This window comes from Janthinobacterium sp. TPC_1 (assembly GCF_056037845.1).
This window is the reverse complement of record NZ_CP195157.1, coordinates 606256-624116: the sequence shown is the minus strand read 5'-3', so window position 1 is coordinate 624116 and position 17861 is coordinate 606256. Positions and strand designations below refer to the sequence as shown.

General features: G+C 62.9%; 20 protein-coding genes and 3 pseudogenes. 9 read left to right on the top strand and 14 right to left on the bottom strand.

All coding sequences use genetic code 11. The annotated features are described in order from the left end of the window. Positions 1-18 precede the first annotated feature (18 nt). The 11 genes and pseudogenes from ACQVLG_RS03065 to miaB all read right to left on the bottom strand — a co-directional run bounded on the left by ACQVLG_RS03065 (position 19) and on the right by miaB (position 10470). Positions 19-759 (bottom strand): lysophospholipid acyltransferase family protein, encoded by a 741-nt coding sequence (locus ACQVLG_RS03065; RefSeq protein ID WP_034746739.1) that lies wholly within the window; start codon positions 757-759, stop codon positions 19-21. A gap of 16 nt (positions 760-775) precedes the next feature. After that, positions 776-1363, bottom strand: a complete 588-nt coding sequence (gmhB, locus tag ACQVLG_RS03060; protein ID WP_230538857.1) for a D-glycero-beta-D-manno-heptose 1,7-bisphosphate 7-phosphatase — start codon at positions 1361-1363, stop codon at positions 776-778. Further along, positions 1363-3464: pseudogene (gene glyS / locus ACQVLG_RS03055) on the bottom strand (glycine--tRNA ligase subunit beta). The gene gmhB and the pseudogene glyS overlap by 1 nt, the downstream one beginning before the upstream one ends. 37 nt (positions 3465-3501) lie before the next feature. Further along, on the bottom strand, positions 3502-4416 hold the full coding sequence (gene glyQ / locus ACQVLG_RS03050) for a glycine--tRNA ligase subunit alpha (protein ID WP_152257971.1): 915 nt from the start codon (positions 4414-4416) through the stop codon (positions 3502-3504). 146 nt (positions 4417-4562) lie between these two features. Continuing rightward, entirely contained in the window at positions 4563-5486 is a 924-nt protein-coding gene (lnt, locus tag ACQVLG_RS03045; RefSeq protein WP_474295516.1) for an apolipoprotein N-acyltransferase, read from the bottom strand. After that, positions 5474-6088 carry a hypothetical protein gene (locus ACQVLG_RS03040; RefSeq protein WP_474292812.1) on the bottom strand — a complete coding sequence of 205 codons (615 nt, stop codon included), beginning with the start codon at positions 6086-6088 and terminating at the stop codon, positions 5474-5476. The genes lnt and ACQVLG_RS03040 overlap by 13 nt, the downstream gene beginning before the upstream one ends. 79 nt (positions 6089-6167) lie before the next feature. Further along, complete coding sequence (locus tag ACQVLG_RS03035; RefSeq protein WP_034746750.1) at positions 6168-7046, bottom strand: HlyC/CorC family transporter; 879 nt, start codon at positions 7044-7046, stop codon at positions 6168-6170. A gap of 119 nt (positions 7047-7165) precedes the next feature. Then, entirely contained in the window at positions 7166-7588 is a 423-nt protein-coding gene (locus tag ACQVLG_RS03030; protein WP_474292811.1) for a DUF4259 domain-containing protein, read from the bottom strand. Positions 7589-7592: 4 nt separating this feature from the next. Next, positions 7593-8033 (bottom strand): rRNA maturation RNase YbeY, encoded by a 441-nt coding sequence (gene ybeY, locus ACQVLG_RS03025; RefSeq protein ID WP_474292810.1) that lies wholly within the window; start codon positions 8031-8033, stop codon positions 7593-7595. Beyond that, positions 7994-9106, bottom strand: coding sequence for a PhoH family protein (locus ACQVLG_RS03020; RefSeq protein ID WP_474292809.1), 1113 nt, complete (start codon positions 9104-9106; stop codon positions 7994-7996). The genes ybeY and ACQVLG_RS03020 overlap by 40 nt, the downstream gene beginning before the upstream one ends. Beyond that, complete coding sequence (gene miaB, locus ACQVLG_RS03015) at positions 9103-10470, bottom strand: tRNA (N6-isopentenyl adenosine(37)-C2)-methylthiotransferase MiaB (protein ID WP_230538851.1); 1368 nt, start codon at positions 10468-10470, stop codon at positions 9103-9105. The genes ACQVLG_RS03020 and miaB overlap by 4 nt, the downstream gene beginning before the upstream one ends. A 675-nt stretch (positions 10471-11145) precedes the next feature. On the opposite strand from miaB, the gene ACQVLG_RS03010 reads away from it, so the two are divergent. Beyond that, positions 11146-11472 (top strand): hypothetical protein, encoded by a 327-nt coding sequence (locus ACQVLG_RS03010; RefSeq protein ID WP_034746769.1) that lies wholly within the window; start codon positions 11146-11148, stop codon positions 11470-11472. Between the two features lie 148 nt (positions 11473-11620). Here ACQVLG_RS03010 and ACQVLG_RS03005 read toward each other — a convergent pair whose 3' ends face one another. Both ACQVLG_RS03005 and ACQVLG_RS03000 read right to left on the bottom strand, forming a co-directional pair. Beyond that, positions 11621-12466, bottom strand: a complete 846-nt coding sequence (locus ACQVLG_RS03005) for an HDOD domain-containing protein (RefSeq protein WP_474292808.1) — start codon at positions 12464-12466, stop codon at positions 11621-11623. After that, positions 12463-12801 (bottom strand): hypothetical protein, encoded by a 339-nt coding sequence (locus ACQVLG_RS03000; protein ID WP_474292807.1) that lies wholly within the window; start codon positions 12799-12801, stop codon positions 12463-12465. Before ACQVLG_RS03000 ends, ACQVLG_RS03005 begins: the two co-directional genes overlap by 4 nt. Before the next feature lie 202 nt (positions 12802-13003). Between ACQVLG_RS03000 and ACQVLG_RS02995 the strand changes: the two genes are divergently transcribed. From ACQVLG_RS02995 to ACQVLG_RS02975, 5 genes are read left to right on the top strand one after another with little or no spacing between them, the layout of a single operon-like run. Further along, positions 13004-13612 carry a hypothetical protein gene (locus tag ACQVLG_RS02995; protein ID WP_474292806.1) on the top strand — a complete coding sequence of 203 codons (609 nt, stop codon included), beginning with the start codon at positions 13004-13006 and terminating at the stop codon, positions 13610-13612. Beyond that, a complete protein-coding gene (locus ACQVLG_RS02990) occupies positions 13560-14579 on the top strand; it encodes a sensor histidine kinase (RefSeq protein WP_474292805.1) in 1020 nt (339 codons plus the stop codon). Before ACQVLG_RS02995 ends, ACQVLG_RS02990 begins: the two co-directional genes overlap by 53 nt. A 26-nt stretch (positions 14580-14605) precedes the next feature. After that, entirely contained in the window at positions 14606-15193 is a 588-nt protein-coding gene (locus tag ACQVLG_RS02985; protein WP_474292804.1) for a DUF1697 domain-containing protein, read from the top strand. After that, positions 15193-15594: a DUF3224 domain-containing protein gene (locus tag ACQVLG_RS02980; protein WP_230538846.1), complete on the top strand. Its 402-nt coding sequence runs from the start codon at positions 15193-15195 to the stop codon at positions 15592-15594. Before ACQVLG_RS02985 ends, ACQVLG_RS02980 begins: the two co-directional genes overlap by 1 nt. Continuing rightward, positions 15591-15770 carry a hypothetical protein gene (locus tag ACQVLG_RS02975; protein WP_077408453.1) on the top strand — a complete coding sequence of 60 codons (180 nt, stop codon included), beginning with the start codon at positions 15591-15593 and terminating at the stop codon, positions 15768-15770. The genes ACQVLG_RS02980 and ACQVLG_RS02975 overlap by 4 nt, the downstream gene beginning before the upstream one ends. 82 nt (positions 15771-15852) lie before the next feature. Here the strand turns inward: ACQVLG_RS02975 and ACQVLG_RS02970 are convergent, their stop codons facing one another. Continuing rightward, a complete protein-coding gene (locus ACQVLG_RS02970; RefSeq protein ID WP_474292801.1) occupies positions 15853-16263 on the bottom strand; it encodes a hypothetical protein in 411 nt (136 codons plus the stop codon). Positions 16264-16597: 334 nt separating this feature from the next. On the opposite strand from ACQVLG_RS02970, the gene ACQVLG_RS02965 reads away from it, so the two are divergent. The 3 genes and pseudogenes from ACQVLG_RS02965 to ACQVLG_RS02955 all read left to right on the top strand — a co-directional run bounded on the left by ACQVLG_RS02965 (position 16598) and on the right by ACQVLG_RS02955 (position 17824). Then, positions 16598-16951, top strand: coding sequence for an ArsR/SmtB family transcription factor (locus tag ACQVLG_RS02965; RefSeq protein ID WP_070310209.1), 354 nt, complete (start codon positions 16598-16600; stop codon positions 16949-16951). 7 nt (positions 16952-16958) lie between these two features. Continuing rightward, positions 16959-17385, top strand: a pseudogene (locus tag ACQVLG_RS02960) (YeeE/YedE family protein). An 8-nt stretch (positions 17386-17393) separates the two neighbouring features. Beyond that, positions 17394-17824 (top strand): annotated as a pseudogene (locus tag ACQVLG_RS02955) (DUF6691 family protein). Positions 17825-17861: the final 37 nt, after the last annotated feature.

The following is a 17861-nucleotide window of genomic DNA, read 5'->3' as shown; positions in this document are numbered from 1 at the left end:
TGACCGCGCTGATGCCGTCTAGCCAGCGTTGTAGGCGTGAGGCGAAATGACGCGCATTTCTGATTCTATCCAATTTTCCACCTGTTGCATCATGCTGTCCGGGGTTTGCCCTTCCGGCGAAATCGGTTTGCCTATCGAGACGGTGATCAGTCCCGGGCGTTTGAGGAATGACTGCTTGGGCCAGCACTCGCCTGAATTATGCGCAATCGGCACCACCACGGCGCCCGTCGCGATGGCCAGACGCGTGCCGCCGCTCTTGTACTTGCCCGCCTGGCCCACGGGAATGCGGGTGCCTTCAGGGAACATGATAATCCATTGGCCGTCGGCCAGGCGGCGCTTGCCATGCGCGACCACGCTCTTGAACGCATGTTTGCCCTGTTTGCGGTCGATGGGGATCATGCGCAGCAGCGCCATGGCCCAGCCGAAGAACGGGATGTACAAAATCTCCTTCTTGAACACGTACACGAGCGGGCGTGGCAGGCTGGGAAGCAAGAAGATGGTTTCCCAGGCCGACTGGTGCTTCGACAGCACGATGGCCGGCGCATCGGGGAAGTTCTCGGCCCCCTTGACTTCATAGCGGATGCCGCAAATGACCTTGGCACACCACAGGATAAACACGTTCCAGCGCGAAGTGACCCAATAGCGCTTGTTGTAGCTCAATGGCGCGGCAAAAAAGCACACGCAGGCCCAGACGATGGTGGCCACGATCATGATGATCATGAACAGCAGGGATCGCAGGAACAGGGAAATATTACGCAATGCGGTTCTCCGAAGATTAGATACTGAATGCCACTGTGGGCGCCGGTGCGGCTGGCGCCTTGAGCAGGTGGCCGACGACGGCGGCCAGGTCGGGGAAGACTTGGGTGCCAGGCGGCAGGCCACCCGTTTCGTTGGTTTTCTCGCCCTTGCCCGTCAGGACCAGGTAGGGCGCGCAGCCGCTGATGAAACCGGCCTGCAGGTCGCGCAGCGAATCGCCGACCGTGGGCACGCCTTTCAGGCTGGTGTTGTAGCGCTGCGAGATTTCATGGAACATGCCCGGTTTCGGCTTGCGGCAGTCGCAATTGTCCGCGCCCGCGTGCGGGCAAAAGAAGATGGCGTCGATATCGGCGCCCACCTGCTGCGCCAGGGTGTGCATCTTCTGGTGGATCGCGTTGAGCACCGTCATGTCGAAGTATTCGCGCGCGATGCCCGACTGGTTCGAGGCGACGACCACGCGATAGCCGGCCTGGTTCAGGCGGGCGATCGCTTCGAGCGAGCCGGGGATCGGCAGCCATTCGGCCGGCGACTTGATGAAGTCCGGCGAGTCATGATTAATGACGCCGTCGCGGTCGAGAATAATCAGTTTCAGCGCCGGAGTCCCCATTATGCCGCCAGCTTGGAAATGTCGGCCACGCGGTTCATCATGCCGTGCAGGGACGACAGCAGTGCCAGGCGGTTGTTGCGCAGGGCGACATCCTCGGCCATCACCATCACGTCGTTGAAGAAGCCATCGACGTCATCGCGCAGCTGCGCCAGGGTTTGCAGGGTGCTGGTGAAATCGCCCTTGGCGAAGCGCGTCGACTTCCGGCTGCACGCGCGAGACGGCGGCGGCGAGTTTTTTCTCCGCGTCGTCCTGCAGCAGCGCCACGTTGACACCGCCGGCGGCGACCAGGCTCACGGCTTCCTCGTTCTTTTTCAGGATGTTCGTGATGCGCTTGTTGGCGCTGGCGAGCGAGGCGCTTTCCGGCAGAGCGGCAAACGCCTGCACGGCTTCCAAGCGCTGCACGATGTCGTCCAGGCGGTCCGGGTTCTGCGCCACGACGGCTTCGATTTCATTCGGCGAGAAACCGCGCTCGCGCAGGATGCCGCGCAGGCGGTCCAGCATGAAGGTGGTCACATCCGCGACCGGGTCCTTGAAGCCGGGCACCGCTGCGAACTGCGCGGCCGCATCGGCCAGCAAGCCCTGGATCGACAATGGCAGGCGTTTTTCCAGCAGCATGCGCAGTACGCCCAGGGCGTGGCGACGCAGCGCGAACGGGTCCTTGTCGCCCGTGGGCGCCAGGCCGATGATGGCCCAGATGCCGACCAGGGTTTCGAGCTTGTCGGCCAGAGCCACGGCGGTGCCGGTGGCGGTCGACGGCAGGCTGTCGCCGGCAAAGCGCGGCTGGTAGTGCTCGGAGGCGGCCAGCGCCACTTCTTCCGGCTCGCCGTCATGGCGCGCGTAATACGTGCCCATGATGCCTTGCAGCTCGGGGAATTCGCCCACCATGTCGGTCAGCAGATCGGCCTTGGCCAGCAGGGCGCCGCGTTCGGCCAGCGCCACGTCATATTGAAGCTTGGCGGCGATGGCGCCGGCCAGCGACTTGACGCGCTCTGTGCGGGCCGCTTGCGTGCCCAGCTTGTTGTGGTAGACGACGTTGGCCAGCAGCGGCAGACGCGATGCCAGGGTCTTCTTCTTGTCTTGCTCGAAGAAGAACTTGGCGTCGGACAGGCGCGGGCGCACGACGCGCTCGTTGCCGCCGATGATGTGCTCGGGCGTGTCCGTCTCGATGTTCGAGACGATCAAAAAGCGAGCGCAGCTTGCCTTCGCTGTCGGTCAGGGCGAAGTATTTCTGGTTCGTCTGCATCGTGAGGATCAGGCATTCCTGCGGCACGGCCAGGAATTCTTCCTCGAAATGGCATTCATACACGACCGGCCATTCGACCAGGGCCGTGACTTCATCGAGCAGCGCCTCTGGCATCAGTACCTGGTCGGCGCCGGCCTTGTCCAGCAGCTGGGCGCGGATGCGTTCCTTGCGTTCCTCGTTGCTGGCAATGACGCTGGCGTTGAGAATCAGCGACGGCGCATAGTTCTCCGCGTGCGCGATGGTGATCGGTTCGCCGTCGGTGAGGAAGCGGTGGCCCAGCGTGGTGCGGCCGGCCGTCAAGCCCAGCAAGGTCAACGGCAGGATATTGATGCCATGCAGAGCGATCAGGCTGTGGGCCGGGCGCACGAATTGCACGGTGGTGCCGTCCGGGCGCTGGTAGCTCATCAGTTTTGGAATCGGCAGCTTGGCGCAGGACTCGGTCAAGGCGGCTTGCGCGCCGGCGGCAAGCTGGCTGCCCGGCGCCGTGTAGGTGTAGAAGAAGCTTTCCGCCTTGCCGTCGGCGGCGCGTTCCAGCTCGGCCACCGTCAGATCGGGAAAGCCCAGCACGGCCAGTTTCTTGGCCAGCGGCGGCGTGCCGTTGCCGTTCGCGTCCAGCGCCACGGAGACGGGCAAGACTTTTTCGCGGATCGATTTATCGGGCGAGACTTCGCGTACGTTGGTGATGGAGACGGCCAGGCGGCGCGGCGAGGCGTAGCTGGTGGCGACGCTGTCGGCTTCCAGGAAGTCGCGCGATTTCAGGCCGTTGACGATGCCGGCCGTGAAGGCGGCGCCCAGTTTGGCCAGCGCTTTCGGCGGCAGTTCTTCGGTCAGCAGTTCGATGAGCAGTGTTTGGTTCATGGTGTTCTTGTCAGGTACGGCGGTGTAGAGGCTCGAATTAGGCGGCGGCTTGGTCTGCGGCGGGCAGCATCGGGAAACCGAGGCGCTCGCGCGAGTCGTAATACGCTTGCGCCACCAGGCGCGACAGGGTGCGCACGCGGCCGATGTAGGCGGCGCGTTCCGTCACCGAGATGGCGCCACGCGCATCGAGCATATTGAAGCTGTGCGAGGCCTTCATGATCTTTTCGTAGGCGGGCAGGGTCAGTTGCAGCTCGATCAAACGCTTCGCTTCCGCTTCGTAGTTGCCGAACTGTTCGAACAGCAGGTCCGTATTCGCGTGCTCGAAGTTGTAGGTCGATTGCTCCACCTCATTCTGGTGGAAGACGTCGCCGTAGGTCAGTTTTTTCGTGACTCCATTTTCTTCCCACTCGGTCCACACCAGGTCATACACGTTTTCCACGCCCTGCAGATACATGGCCAGGCGTTCGATGCCGTAGGTGATCTCGCCCAGCACGGGCTTGCAATCGAGGCCGCCCACTTGCTGGAAGTAGGTAAATTGGGTCACTTCCATGCCGTTCAGCCAGACTTCCCAGCCCAGGCCCCAGGCACCCAGGGTCGGGCTTTCCCAGTCGTCTTCGACGAAGCGCACGTCATTCTGCTTCAGGTCCAGGCCCAGCGCGGCCAGCGAACCCAGATACAGGTCGAGGATGTTTTCCGGCGCCGGCTTCAAGACCACCTGGTACTGGTAGTAGTGCTGCATGCGGTTCGGGTTTTCGCCATAGCGGCCATCTTTCGGGCGGCGCGACGGCTGCACATACGCGGCGCGCCACGGTTCCGGGCCGATCGCGCGCAGGAAGGTGCCGGTGTGGAAGGTGCCGGCGCCGACTTCCATGTCGTAAGGCTGGAGCAGGGCGCAACCTTGCTTGTCCCAATAGGTTTGCAAGGTCAGGATAATTTGTTGAAATGTGAGCATCGTATGAGTTCGCCGCGCGGGAGGCTGCGCTTTGTTAAGGTTTGCTTGAAGCCCGCACGCTGCTAACAAGCGCGTCCGGGCCGGGGTTTTGCTAATTTTAGCGGTTTTTATGCGCCCACTGTGACTCTTCGGGCAATATCGGCCGCTTATTGCTGCGCGGCGCGGCCACGGCGGGCGGCGCGCGACAGCAGGAAAGCCGTCATCAGGGCCAGCGCGGCCAGGGCCAGCACCAGTTTGTTGCCGTACAGAATGTATGGCGTCATGCCGCCCATGCCTTGCACCTTGGCCGCCAGCGTGGCTTGCTTTTCCGGCTGCAGCAGGCTTTGCACCACGCCCTTGCCGTCGATGACGGCCGTGGCGCCCGTGTTCGTCGAACGCAGCATGGGGCGGCCCGTTTCCAGGCTGCGCATCTGCGAAATCTGCAGATGCTGCGGAATGGCGATCGAATCGCCAAACCAGGCCAGGTTCGAGATATTGAGCAGCACCGAGGCCGACTGCTTGCCTTGGCGGTGGGCGCTGGCCAGCTGTCCTGCGATTTCTTCGCCAAACAGATCTTCGTAGCAGATATTCGGCAGCACCAGCTGGTCGCGTACCTGCAGCGGGGCCTGCACCTCGGCGCCGCGGCCCATGTCGCCCAGCGGGATGGCCATCATGGCGACGAACCAGTGCAGGCCGGGCGGCACGAATTCGCCGAACGGCACCAGATGGTGCTTGCGGTACTGGTAGTAGGGACCGCCCGTGCCGTTGGGGGAAATCCCCAGGGCCGCATTGTAGAAGCGCTGCTGTTCGTCGAGCACGGGCATGCCGAGCAAAATCGTGCTGCCCGTCTGCTGCGAATACGTCGCCAGGCTGTCCAGATAGCCGGGCGGCAGCTGGTGCGGCAGCACGGTGACGGCCGTTTCCGGCGTGGCGATCAGGTCGGCCGGCGCGCTGGTGATGGCGCTCTGGTACATCTGCAGGGCGCCCAGCACGAAGCCGGGGTCGAATTTCTGCTGTTGCGGCACGTTCCCCTGCAACAGGCGCACCGTGATGGGGCGCCCGACCGGATGGGTCCAGTTCACATATTGCAGGCCAACGCCGGCCGCATACAGCGCGACGACGCCGCCCAGCGCAAACCAGCGCGTGCGGTGCAGGGGTGAACTAGCAGCAGCAGGGCGCCGGCCGACAGCGCCGCCAGCCAGCCCAGGCCATACGAACCGACGATGGGGGCAAAGCCGCCCAGCGGGCTGGCATTGTGGGCGTAACCGGTGGCCAGCCACGGGAAACCCGTAAACAGCCAGCCGCGCGTCCATTCGAACAGCGTCCACGTGGCAGGCAGCACCAGCAAGGTCATGGCGGGCAGGGACAGCACCCAGCGCTGGCGCAGCCAGGCGGCCGCGCCCATGGCCAGGGCCACGTAGATGGCCATCAAGAGGGCCAGCAGGGCCACGGCGATGGCGGCGATCGGCGCGGCCATGTCGCCGTAGCGGTGCATGGAGATGTACAGCCAGTGCGTACCGGCCGCGCACCAGCCAAAGCCATAGGCCCAGCCGATCAGCGCGCCGGCCTTGACGTTCGCTGCGCGCAGTACCTGGTAGAACAGCACGCCCAGGCTGAGGATTTGCAAAGGCCAGTAGCCGAAAGGGGCGAACGCCAGCACGGCGACGGCGCCGGCAACAAAGGCAGTCAGCATGCGCGCCCACGTGCTGCGGGGCGGTTTGGCGGGGGCGTTGGGATCTAAGCGTCTGAAACGCATTTACAGCACGCGCATGTCAGAGTTCCAGTTCCGGCACATTGGGCAGGCGCTCGACGAGCAGCACGTGCACCTGGCGCGCATCGGCGCGCAGCACCTCGAAGCGCAAATTGCCCAGGTCGAAGATGTCGCCCTTGTGCGCCATGCGGCCCAGGTACTTCGAGACCAGGCCGCCGATGGTGTCGACGTCGTCGTCCACCAGGTGGCTGCCCACTTCTTCGTTGAACTGTTCGATCTCGGTCAGCGCCTTGACTCTCCAGCGGGGGCCGAACTGGCCTTCCTTGAGCGAGAGGATATTGTCCTCGGCTTCGTCGAAGTCGTATTCGTCCTCGATGTCGCCGACGATCTGTTCCAGCACGTCTTCGATGGTGATCAGGCCGGCGACGCCGCTGTATTCATCGACGACGATGGCCATGTGATTGTGGTTGGCGCGGAAATCGCGCAGCAGCACATTCAGGCGTTTCGATTCGGGGATGAAGATGGCGGGGCGCAGCATGTCGCGCACGTCGAAAGTTTCTTCTGCGTAATAACGCAGCAAGTCTTTCGCCAGCAGGATGCCGATGACCTTGTCGCGCTCGCCTTCGATCGCGGGGAAGCGCGAGTGGGCGGTGGACAGGACTTCCGGCATCCATTCCTCGATCGGCTTGCTGATGTCGATGACATCCATTTGCGAACGGGGAATCATGATGTCGCGCGCACAGAGATCCGACACCTGGAACACGCCTTCGATCATCGACAGGGCGTCGGCGTCGATCAGCTTGCGTTCATGCGCATCGTGTAGAACTTCGAGCAATTCTGCACGGTTCTCTGGCTCGGGGGAAATGAGTGCGGTCAGGCGTTCAAACAGTGACCGGTGGGGCTTGACGTCAGTTCTGACGCCACTAGGGTGCTCGGGCATAGGAGGCGTGTGAGCCGTTGTTGCGAAGGGATATAGGATACACCAAAAGTGGGGGAATACCGGATTTCCCCGCTTTTGATGCAAATTTAATACGTTGAAGTGCGCCGTTGCGCGATCTTTTACGCCGCTTCCGGGCCCAGCACGCGCGCGCGCAAGTGCGCCACGTCGGCTTGCCAGTCGGCGAAATGCTCGCTGTCCTGCCACAGCTGGCGCAGTTCCGAGGTCTCGGCGGTGATCTTGTCGAAGGCCAGGCGCGCCTTTTCCAGCAGCGGCGGCGTGACTTTCTTCCTGCAGGCGGCCACCCATTCATCCACCTCGGCCGTGGCCGGGTCGTCCTCGCCCGGCTTGCCCAGCAGGCGCGCGATGACTTCCAGCGCGGCCAGTGCCTCGGCGGCGAACGGCGCTTCGAGCTCCGCTTCCTGGCTGTCGATGACGTTGTCGAGCGTGGTCTCGACCAGTTCCAGGGTTTTATATTCGTGCAAGTCCTGCGCCCAGTCCATGGCGTAGTCGTTGCCGAAGGCGTCAAGTGCCCAGGTGCCCATGTCCTTACTCCTTGTACGGATCGGTAATGCCGAGTTTGGCGAGGATCTCCGTTTCCAGGCCCTCCATCTCGGCCGCTTCCTCGTCGTCCATGTGGTCGTAGCCCTGCGCATGCAGCACGCCATGGACGATCAGGTGGGCCGTGTGTTCTTCCACGCTTTTCTTTTGCTCGGCTGCTTCCTTTTCCAGCACGTCCGTGCACAGGATGATGTCGGCGCGCGTCGGCTCGTGCTCGGCCAGCTCTTCGCCTTCGTTGTAGGCGAACGTCAGCACGTTGGTGGCGTAATCCTTTTCGCGGTAATCGCGGTTCAAGGTACGGCCTTCCTCCGCGTCGACGAAGCGGATGGTGAATTCGGCCGGGGCGAACAGGGCCGCCTTGACCCAGCGGCGCACGTTCGGGCGCGTGATCAGGGTTGCCAGGCGGGTATCCGGGTATTGCACGGACAAGGACAGTTTATTTTTTTTTCGACATTTTTGGCGGCAGCTGGTTTCAATAAGGGAAGTAACTGGGCGGCGTCGGCATTGGCCGCCTGCGCCGTTTCGTAGGCGTCGACGATGCGCGCGACGAGCGGATGGCGTACCACGTCGGTGCTGTTAAATTGCGTGAAGCCGATGCCGCGCACATCCTTGAGCACGTGCACGGCGTCGATCAGGCCGCTCGTCTGGCTCTTGTGCAGGTCGACTTGCGTGACGTCGCCCGTCACCACGGCCTTGCTGCCAAAGCCGATGCGCGTCAAAAACATCTTCATCTGTTCGACGGTGGTGTTTTGCGCCTCGTCGAGGATGACAAACGCGTGGTTCAGGGTGCGCCCGCGCATGTAGGCCAGCGGGGCGATCTCGATCACCTGTTTTTCAAACAGTTTTTGCGTGCGGTCAAAGCCCAGCAAATCATACAGCGCATCGTAGAGGGGACGCAGGTAGGGGTCAACCTTTTGCGCCAGGTCGCCCGGCAGGAAGCCCAGGCGTTCGCCCGCTTCGACGGCGGGGCGCGTCAGGATGATGCGCTTGACGGCGTCGCGTTCGAGCGCATCGACGGCGCAGGCGACGGCCAGATAGGTTTTACCCGTACCGGCCGGTCCCACGCCGAAGCTGATGTCGTGCTCGAGAATGTCGCGCAAGTAGGCGATCTGGTGCGGCGTGCGCCCGCGCAGGTCGGCGCGCCGCGTTTTCAGCACGGGGCTGGCGATGTCCGGCTCGACGAAGGTGCTGATGGGCGTATTGGCGTGGTGTTCCGAGGCGGCGGACAGGCCCGCGCGCTGTTCCACCAGGGCCAGCTGCACTTCTTCCAGCGGCACGACCTTGTTGGCGATGGCGTAGAACTGCTCGAGGATTTCCACGGCCCGTTCGGCATTGCTGCCGCCAACGATGAATTTCTCGCCGCGGCGGAAGATCGTCACGTCGAGGGCGGCGGAAATCTGGCGCAGGTTTTCATCGAGCGGTCCGCACAGATGCGCCAGGCGCGTGTTGTCGAGCGGCTCGGGGATGAAGTAATGCGGCTGTATCGGGGCTTTGGTTTTCAACTGGCTCTTTTCAATGCGGGGGCGCTGGCGACGAGTTCGCCGCGCAGGGTGTAGGAATGGCTTTCGGTGATGCGCACGTCGACCAGCTGGCCGACCAGGTGCAAACCGTCCGGGCCGGCGTCGAAATTGACCACGCGGTTGTTTTCCGTGCGGCCTTGCAGTTCGCGGTCAATCGTGTCCTTCTTCGAGCGGCCTTCGACGAGGATGGTTTGCACGCTGCCGACCATGGCCAGGCTGTATTTGCGCGTATTGGCGTCGATGGCCGCCTGCAGTTGCTGCAGCCGGGCCAGCTTGACGTCATGCGGCGTGTCGTCTTCCAGGCTGGCGGCCGGCGTGCCGGGGCGCTTGCTGAAGATGAAGCTGTAGCTGTTGTCGAAGCCGACGTCCGCGATCAGTTTCATCATGGCATCGAAGTCGGCCTGGGTTTCGCCGGGGAAACCGACGATGAAGTCCGAGGAAATGGCCATGTTCGGGCGCACGGCGCGGATGCGGCGGATGATGGACTTGTATTCGAGGCCCGTGTAGCCGCGCTTCATGGCGCCGAGCACCTTGTCGGAACCGTGCTGCGCCGGCAGGTACAGGTGGTCGACCAGTTGCGGAATCTTGGCGTAGGCGTCGATCAGGCGCTGCGTGAATTCCTTCGGGTGGCTGGTGACGAAGCGCATGCGCTCGATGCCGGGAATGTCGGCCACGTATTCGAGCAGCAGGGCGAAGTCGGCGATCTCGCCGCCTTCCATCGCGCCCCGGTAGGCGTTCACGTTCTGGCCCAGCAGGGTGATTTCCTTGACGCCCTGGGCGGCCAGGCCTGCCACTTCCGTCAGCACGTCCTCGAAGCGGCGCGACACTTCCTCGCCGCGCGTGTAGGGTACGACGCAGTAGCTGCAATATTTGCTGCAGCCTTCCATGATGGAAACAAACGCCGAAGCGCCTTCCACCTTGGCTGGCGGCATGTGGTCGAACTTTTCGATTTCCGGGAAGCTGATGTCCACTTGCGCATCGCCGCTGGCGCGGCGCAGCTCGATCATCTGCGGCAGGCGGTGCAGCGTTTGCGGGCCGAAGACCATGTCGACATACGGCGCGCGCTTGACGATGGCGTCGCCTTCCTGCGAGGCCACGCAGCCGCCGACGCCGATCAAGAGGTGCGGCTTGGCCAGTTTCAGCTCGCGCAGACGGCCCAGGTCGGAAAACACTTTTTCCTGCGCCTTTTCGCGCACGGAGCAAGTGTTGAGCAGGATCACATCGGCATCTTCCGGCGTGTCGGTGCGCACCAGGCCATCGGAGGCGCCCAGCACGTCGGCCATCTTGTCCGAGTCGTACTCGTTCATCTGGCAGCCGAAGGTTTTAATGAATACTTTTTTCTGCATGGAGTCGGATGCTTATCGGTAAATGTGGCGGCAAATAAGTGGGACAACTAAGTGTGGCGGCAAATCAGCTGGGCAGGGGGCTTGCGCCGTGCGCCGCTCGGGGCGGGAGACGGTGGATGACCGGCCGGGCGCCTCTGGCTGCCCGGTGGCAGGCTCGCTGCAAGTTCAGGCCATAGTTTAGCGTAAATCGCCGGGACGGGCCATGTCGTGCTGACCTTGCCGACAAGGTTGCGGTGTGAACAAGGCGCCCGGAACGACGATGCTGCAAAGCATTTATTGCCGTACGACACCATTGATTTGTAACAAGTTGCTGCAAAGCCTTGTGTGCGCCCGCTGGCATCCTAATGTGTTGAAATAGCATCGTTGCCAAGCCAACCAGCAGTTTGATTGATATTTAACAATCAGGAAGTTTGCGCGAGGCGCAGATGCTGCGTGTTTGGACTAGTATATTGTCTTATATGCAATTCATTTCAACGGATTGCACGTGCTTTTACTCACGCGGCAAGCTGTGCATGTTGGCTGGGCGTGGCAGTGCGAGTCCTGTGCAGGCAGTGCGACAAGGAGGGACGGCGGAGGGGAGGCTGACACTGATGGAAGACGTTTATTTAAACACTCTAAGCCAGCCTTAAGTTCGTATCGGCATTATTTTCTACATTCACCAGACGAGGAAAAATCATGGCACATCATGCATTAGCATCGCAAGAGAGTTACAACCCGAATCACCTGCTGGATATTCTGCTGAGCAAGATGCAGCTGAAAAACGACGCAGCCCTGTCGCGCCTGCTCGAAGTGGCGCCACCCGTCATCAGCAAGATCCGTCACCACCGCTTGCCGGTCGGCGCCTCGCTGCTGATCCGCATGCACGAAGTGACGGGCATGAGCATCCGCGACCTGCGCGACCTGATGGGCGACCGCCGCACCAAGTATCGTCTGTCCGACGCCCAGGGCCGTCCAAAAGCGGAAGACCGCGGCGATGCGCAAGAATCGAATTACGCGCACTGAGGTGGCGGTTGTACGCTGACTGTGCCGCTTGCGTAGCTGCTGGCGGCAACAGGCTGGCGTGGACCGGGCAAGGTGGAATGAGGCAGTACCCATAACGGCTTTCGCCCCCAGGCGAGGGCCGTTTGCGTTTGCGGCTTTGCCTGCCGAGTCAGCTTAACAAGGCCGTGGTGATTTCGTCGTAGCGCAGCTCCGTTTCGCGGAACAGTTGCAGATACGCATCTTCGCCCAGGCCCAGCGCATCCCAGGCGACGGGCGAGACGCGCGGCACCATGTCGTCGCCCGCCTGCGCCAGGTCGAGCGCGCAGACGACGGCATTGGCCACGTGGATCAGCGATGCCAGGAAGCCCGCCCCCGGCGTTTCCGGCTGCAGGTAGTTGGCCAGCGCCAGGCGCATGGTATCGGAAAAATTCCAGTGTTCGGCCAGTGCCACGCCCGCCTGCACGTGGTCCACGCCCAGCACCGTTTGCTCCGCTGCGAGCAGGCTGCAATCGTGCGCCGCCTGGTGCGCGATGACTTGCGCATACTGCGCGGGAAAACTGCTGACCAGCACCAGGCGGCCGATGTTGTGCAGCAAGCCGGCCGTGAATGCGTAATCCTGGTTGAAGCGGATCTGCCGCGCCAGCACCTTGGCGCAGGCGGCCGTCGCCACCGAATGGCGCCAGAAGGCCTTGTCGTCGAAGCCGGGGCAGCGTCCTTCCGGGAAGCAGCCCGTGATGGCGGCCGAGGTGATCAGGCTGCGCGTGGTCTGGAAGCCCAGGTAAGTAATCGCCTGCTGGATGGTGGTGGCCTTCACTTGCAGGCCGTATTGCGACGAATTGGCCAGGCGCAGGGTCTTCGCCGTCAGCGCCTGGTCGTACGAGACTTTTTTCGCCAGCACGGAAATATCCACGTCTTCCTGGTCTATGCTGTTGAGTAATTCCATGACGACGGCGGGCAGCGAAGGCAAGTCATCGAGGTGGGCGACGATATCGTCGAGCGTCAGCTGGGTGCTCATGCTGCTTCTCCCGTGCCCAGGCGGTAAGCCGTGACATAGCTGCGCAGCAAGGCGGTGGCCGCATCCTCGGGATTTTCCGGGTCCAGCTTGCGGAACAGGTAAGCCAGCCGTTCGCTGTCGGCCGCCTGCTGCGCGGCGATTTCTTCCGGCGACGGGGGCGGTGCCTGGATCGGCAGCATGTCGATGTTGTGACGCGGCATCAGGGCCAGCATGTTTTCCGTCAATACCGCGCCTTGCGGCAACAGCACTTGTCCATGCGCATCGAGCAAGACATCCGACAAGACCATGCCGGGACGAACTTGTTCCAGGGGTAGATGTTGATGCGTGACCGCCATGACGACTCCTTAGATGATTGCGGGATATTACCATTGCCATCACGCAATGTCTCAACCTGCATCAAAGTCCCTATCGAAAGTGGGGATGCTGTAAATCTTGCCAATAAGCATGTCATACCGTACATTTGATTCAGGCTGTTGTCCGCTGACGTCTCTGCGCCCGCGCCGCGGGCCGGCTTGGCCCGGGGAGTGTTGATCGATGGTGAGTATTCAAGTCCGGCTGACCTTGCTTTTTGTCGTGATCGTCACCCTGGTGCTGGGCATTTCGGGCAGCTATACCCAATATACCCTGAGCCAGGAACTTGAATCGGGCAGCGCGCGCCTGCGCAGCGGCGTGCTCACGCGCTTGCAGACCAGCTTGCCTTCGGCCCTGTGGGACCTCGATAAATCCAAGGTCGACAGCATCGTTGCGGCAGAAATGCTGCCGCCGGAACTGGTCGGCATCCGCGTCTATGACGCCTCGGTCGGCCTGTTCGCCGGCGAAGTGCGCGACGCGTCCGGCACCCTGGTGCCGCTGACGGACGACGTGGCCATGGGCGGCACGCCCGTCGAGGCGCCGCTGGTGTTCCGCGACGCTGTGGCGGCGGCCACGGGCGGCAAGCCGGTGATCGTCGGCAAGGTCATCGTCAATTTCAGCCGCGCGCAGATCGATGCGGCCTTGCGCGGCGAAGTGCGGCGCAAGGTGCTGGAAGTGTTGCTACTTGACATCATTTTGGTGGGCGCCCTGGCGCTCAGCCTGCGCATCGTCTTCCGAACCGTTGAAACAGTTGCGCGACGGCTTGTTCGACCTGGCCACGCGCGGCAGCGATGACGTTGAAGAGTTGCCGGAAAACCGGCGCGACGAACTGGGCGACGTGATCCGCGGCTTCAATGCCGTGCAGCGCAAGCTCAAGTCCATCATCGAGGGCAGCCGCGAGGCGGAAGACATGGCGCGCCGTTCGCAGCAGGAGACGGCGCAGGCCATGGACGAGCTGCGCCGCGCGCAGGAATCGTTGCTGCAGTCGGAACGCCTGGCCTCGCTGGGCAGCCTGGTGGCCGGCGTGGCGCATGAAATCAATACGCCGGTCGGCATCGCCCTGACCAGCGCCTCGGTGCTGAAGGAAGCCACCGATCACATCAGCGCAGCGGTGGCCGGCGGCAGCGTCAAGAAGACCGATATCGTGCGCTACCTGGAAACGGCCGGCGAAAGTGCGCGCCTGATCATGAACAATGCCTACCGCGCCGCGCACCTGATCCACAGCTTCAAGCAGATCGCCGTCGACCAGGTCAGCGAGGCGCGCCGGCTGTTCGAATTGCGCGACTATATCGGTGAAGTGATCTCGAGCCTGCAGCCGACCCTGAAAAAGACGCGCATCCGCATCGATATCGATTGTCCGCCAGGCATCATGCTCGACAGCTATCCGGGCGCGCTGGCGCAGGTGCTCACCAACCTGGTCCTGAACTGCGTCGAGCACGCCTTCGATGCGGACACGGACGGCCATATCCATATCGGCGTGCACGGCGACAATGACTGGATCGCCATGCAGGTGCGCGACAATGGCCGCGGCATCGCGCCCGACATGCTCGACCGCGTGTTCGACCCGTTTGTCACCACGCGGCGCGGACAGGGCGGCACGGGCCTGGGCTTGAATATCGTATTCAACTTGATTGCCAAGCAGTTTGGCGGCACCATCACGGTCAGCAGCACGCTGGGGCAGGGCGCGACGTTCCTGCTGCGCCTGCCCAAGGTGACGCCGTTGCCGGAAGGCGCAGCCAGCGTTCCTGCCGGCCAGGCATAGGCATAGGCATAGGCAAAGGGAAGCACATGGTACAGCTTGAAAACAGTCAGCAAGTGGCGCTTTTGCGCGGGATCAATGTGGGCCGCGCCAAGCGCGTGGCCATGGCCGACCTGCGCAAGTTGCTGGGCGACCTGGGTTTTGCGCAGGTGCGCACCGTACTCAACAGCGGCAACGTCGTGTATGACGGCGGCAAGGTCGCGCCGGCCGAGGCCGCAGCCCGCATCGAGGAAGCGCTGGTATTGAAACTGGGCGTGGCGGCCAGGGTGACCGTGCTGTCGGCCCAGCAGTTTGCCGAACTGATCGAACAAAACACGCTGGCGCCGGCGGCCGATGCGGCCCGTTTGCTGACCTTGGTGCTGAACATTCCGGCCGATGTGCAGCGTCTGGCGCCGCTCTTGCAGCAGGCGTGGCAGCCGGAAGCGCTGGCGCTGGGGCAATGGGCCGCGTATGCCTGGTGTCCCGATGGCGTGCTGGCCAGCAAGGTGGTGGCGGCGCTGGGCGTGCTGCTGGGCGATGGCGTCACGTCGCGCAACTGGGCCACCATGCAAAAGTTACATGCGCTGCTGAACGGGCCGGAGGCGGCAGCCCCATCCTCACTCACCAAGGAGTACTGATGCCTGCCATTACAGGTACCTTCGACGTCACCATCACCCCCGAAACCTTGTCGGACACGGCCGCGCAGTCGGGGCTGGGACGCTTGTCGCTAGCCAAGCGCTACCACGGCGCCCTCGACGCCAGCGCGCAGGGCGAGATGCTCAGTGCGCGTGCCAGCGTGACCGGTTCGGCAGGCTATGTGGCGCTGGAACGGGTGGAAGGCAGCCTGGACGGGCGTCACGGCAGTTTTTATTTGCAGCACAGCGGCACGATGACGCGCGGTGCGCCCAGTCTGTCGGTGACGGTGGTGCCCGATACGGGGACGGGCCAGTTGCAAGGGCTGTCGGGCAGCCTGGCCATCCGCATCGAAGAGGGCAAGCATTATTATGATTTCACGTATGACATTGCTGAGGCGCAATGAACTGGGATATCGTCAAGGGCATATTGATCCTGCTGGTCGCCGTCAGCGCCCTGGGCACGGCCTTCGTGCTCATTTCCGCCTCGGGCACGGACAAGGCCGCCTGCATCGCGCGTGCCCTGAAGTCAGGCATTCCTGTGGGGAATATCGAACGGGTGTGCCGCTTGCTGGATAAGTGAGCATTTACCCGCAAGGCCGCCAAAAAAATTCCGCGCAAGGCGGAATTTTTTTAACGCAACGGCATCGGCCGCCGGAGTGGGGTCAGCTATCGAATTTTTCCTGTTTTTCACCGTGCATGCTAAAGGCCAGCAAACCCAAGCCCACCAGCAGCATCGAGACCATGCTCGCTTCGGGCACGGGCGGCGGCACGTTCGTCTGCTGTACCGCAGGGGTGGCTGCGGACGGGGGCAGTGCGCGCTGGTGTGCGCCGGCGTTGCGCCAGCGCGGGGCCGCGTTGAGCGTGTTGCCCTGCGTCAGCAGGCGCGCATACGGCAGGTCCGGTGTTTCCCAGCCGGGATTGTTGCTGATGTTGTTGACGCCGAGACTCTCGTCGCTGACGATCTGATCGCTTGCTGCGCGCGGCTCGCCCGGCGTGCCGGCGCCGGTTGCCGCCGCACCTGCACTGATGGACAGTGCCAGCAAGGCCATGCATAGCGGCTGAAGTATCTTCATCTTTGACTCCCTGGTTCACCGTGCGGCGTGGCCGAAACCGGCCTGCGCCTGGACGGACAATGCGCCTGTACGGGGGCGTATCACGATTTTTCTGATGAGGTCTTATTACAGCACAAATCGTGGCAATTTTGCTACGTATATTTGCTTTAAATTACGAATATTTATCATTTTGATAGCGCGAGCGCTATCGTTGCCGCACACTTTGCATGAGCACGCTATCGCCGAAAAACACTGTTGTTTTTTTGTGCGAATCGCCAGCAGGAAAACAATATATTGATTAGTATATTGTGTTTTATCGCATGATGATCAATATGACCGCCTGTGGGAGGGCAAGATGGAGACAGTCGCAACACAACACGCCGAATACAACCTCGACGCCATGCGTGGCTCGGCCTACAAGGCCAGCTCGCTGCTCAAGGCCATGGGCAATGCCGACCGGTTGATGCTGCTGTGCCAGCTATCGCAGGGCGAGCATTGCGTCAGCGACCTCGAGCAAAAAGTGGGCATCGGCCAGCCGACCCTGTCGCAGCAGCTGGGCGTGCTGCGTGAAGAGATGCTGGTGGCCACGCGGCGCGACGGCAAGCAGATCTATTACCGCGTCGCCAGCGCGCCCGTGCTGGCTGTGCTGCAAGTGCTGTACGCGCAATTTTGCGCGCCGCGTCCCCCGTTCAACGACGAAGCCGACTGAGCTTGCCATGACGATAGCCTGGCAACACTTCACGCCATGGGCCTCGCTGGCCGGCGGCATGCTGATCGGCCTGGCGGCGGCGCTATTGATCCTGTTCAATGGCCCATCGCCGGCATCAGCGGCATTGTCGGCGGCTTGCTGCGCCCGCGCAGTGGCGACCTGGGCTGGCGCATCGTCTTTCTTGCCGGCCTGGCCGGCACGCCCCTGCTGTGGCGGTTGTGGCAAGCCTTGCCGCCCGTGCAGATCGACGCGGGCACACGCCTGCCCTGATCGTGGCGGGCCTGCTGGTGGGCGTGGGCGTGCGCTATGGCGCCGGCTGCACCAGCGGCCACGGCGTATGCGGCCTGTCGCGCCTGTCTCCCCGTTCGCTGGCGGCCACGTGTGCCTTCATGGCGGCCGGTTTCCTCACCGTGTATCTGTTGCGCCATCTGTGAGCAAGCTTATGAGCAAGCTGATCCTTTCCCTGTTGAGCGGCCTCGTGTTTGGCCTGGGCCTGATCGTTTCCGGCATGAGCAACCCGGCCAAGGTGCTCGGTTTCCTCGACCTGGCCGGCGCCTGGGATCCGTCGCTGGCGCTGGTGATGGGCGGCGCCATCGGCGTGCCTTGCCCGCGTTCTGGCTGGCGCGGCGGCGCAGCACGGCGCTGCTGGGCGACCCCATGCAATTGCCGGCGTCGCGGCGCCTCGACCGGCGCTTGCTGCTGGGCAGCCTGGCCTTTGGCGCGGGCTGGGGCATCGCCGGTTTTTGTCCCGGTCCCGCTCTCGTGTCGTTGTTGGCGGGACAGCCGAAGGCGTGGATTTTTGTGCTTGCCATGCTGGCTGGCATGGCCATTTTTGAAGTGCTGGAGCGCCGCAAGGCACCCGCGCCGGCCTGAGACGGTACAATCTGGCGCATCGCCACTCTGGATACTG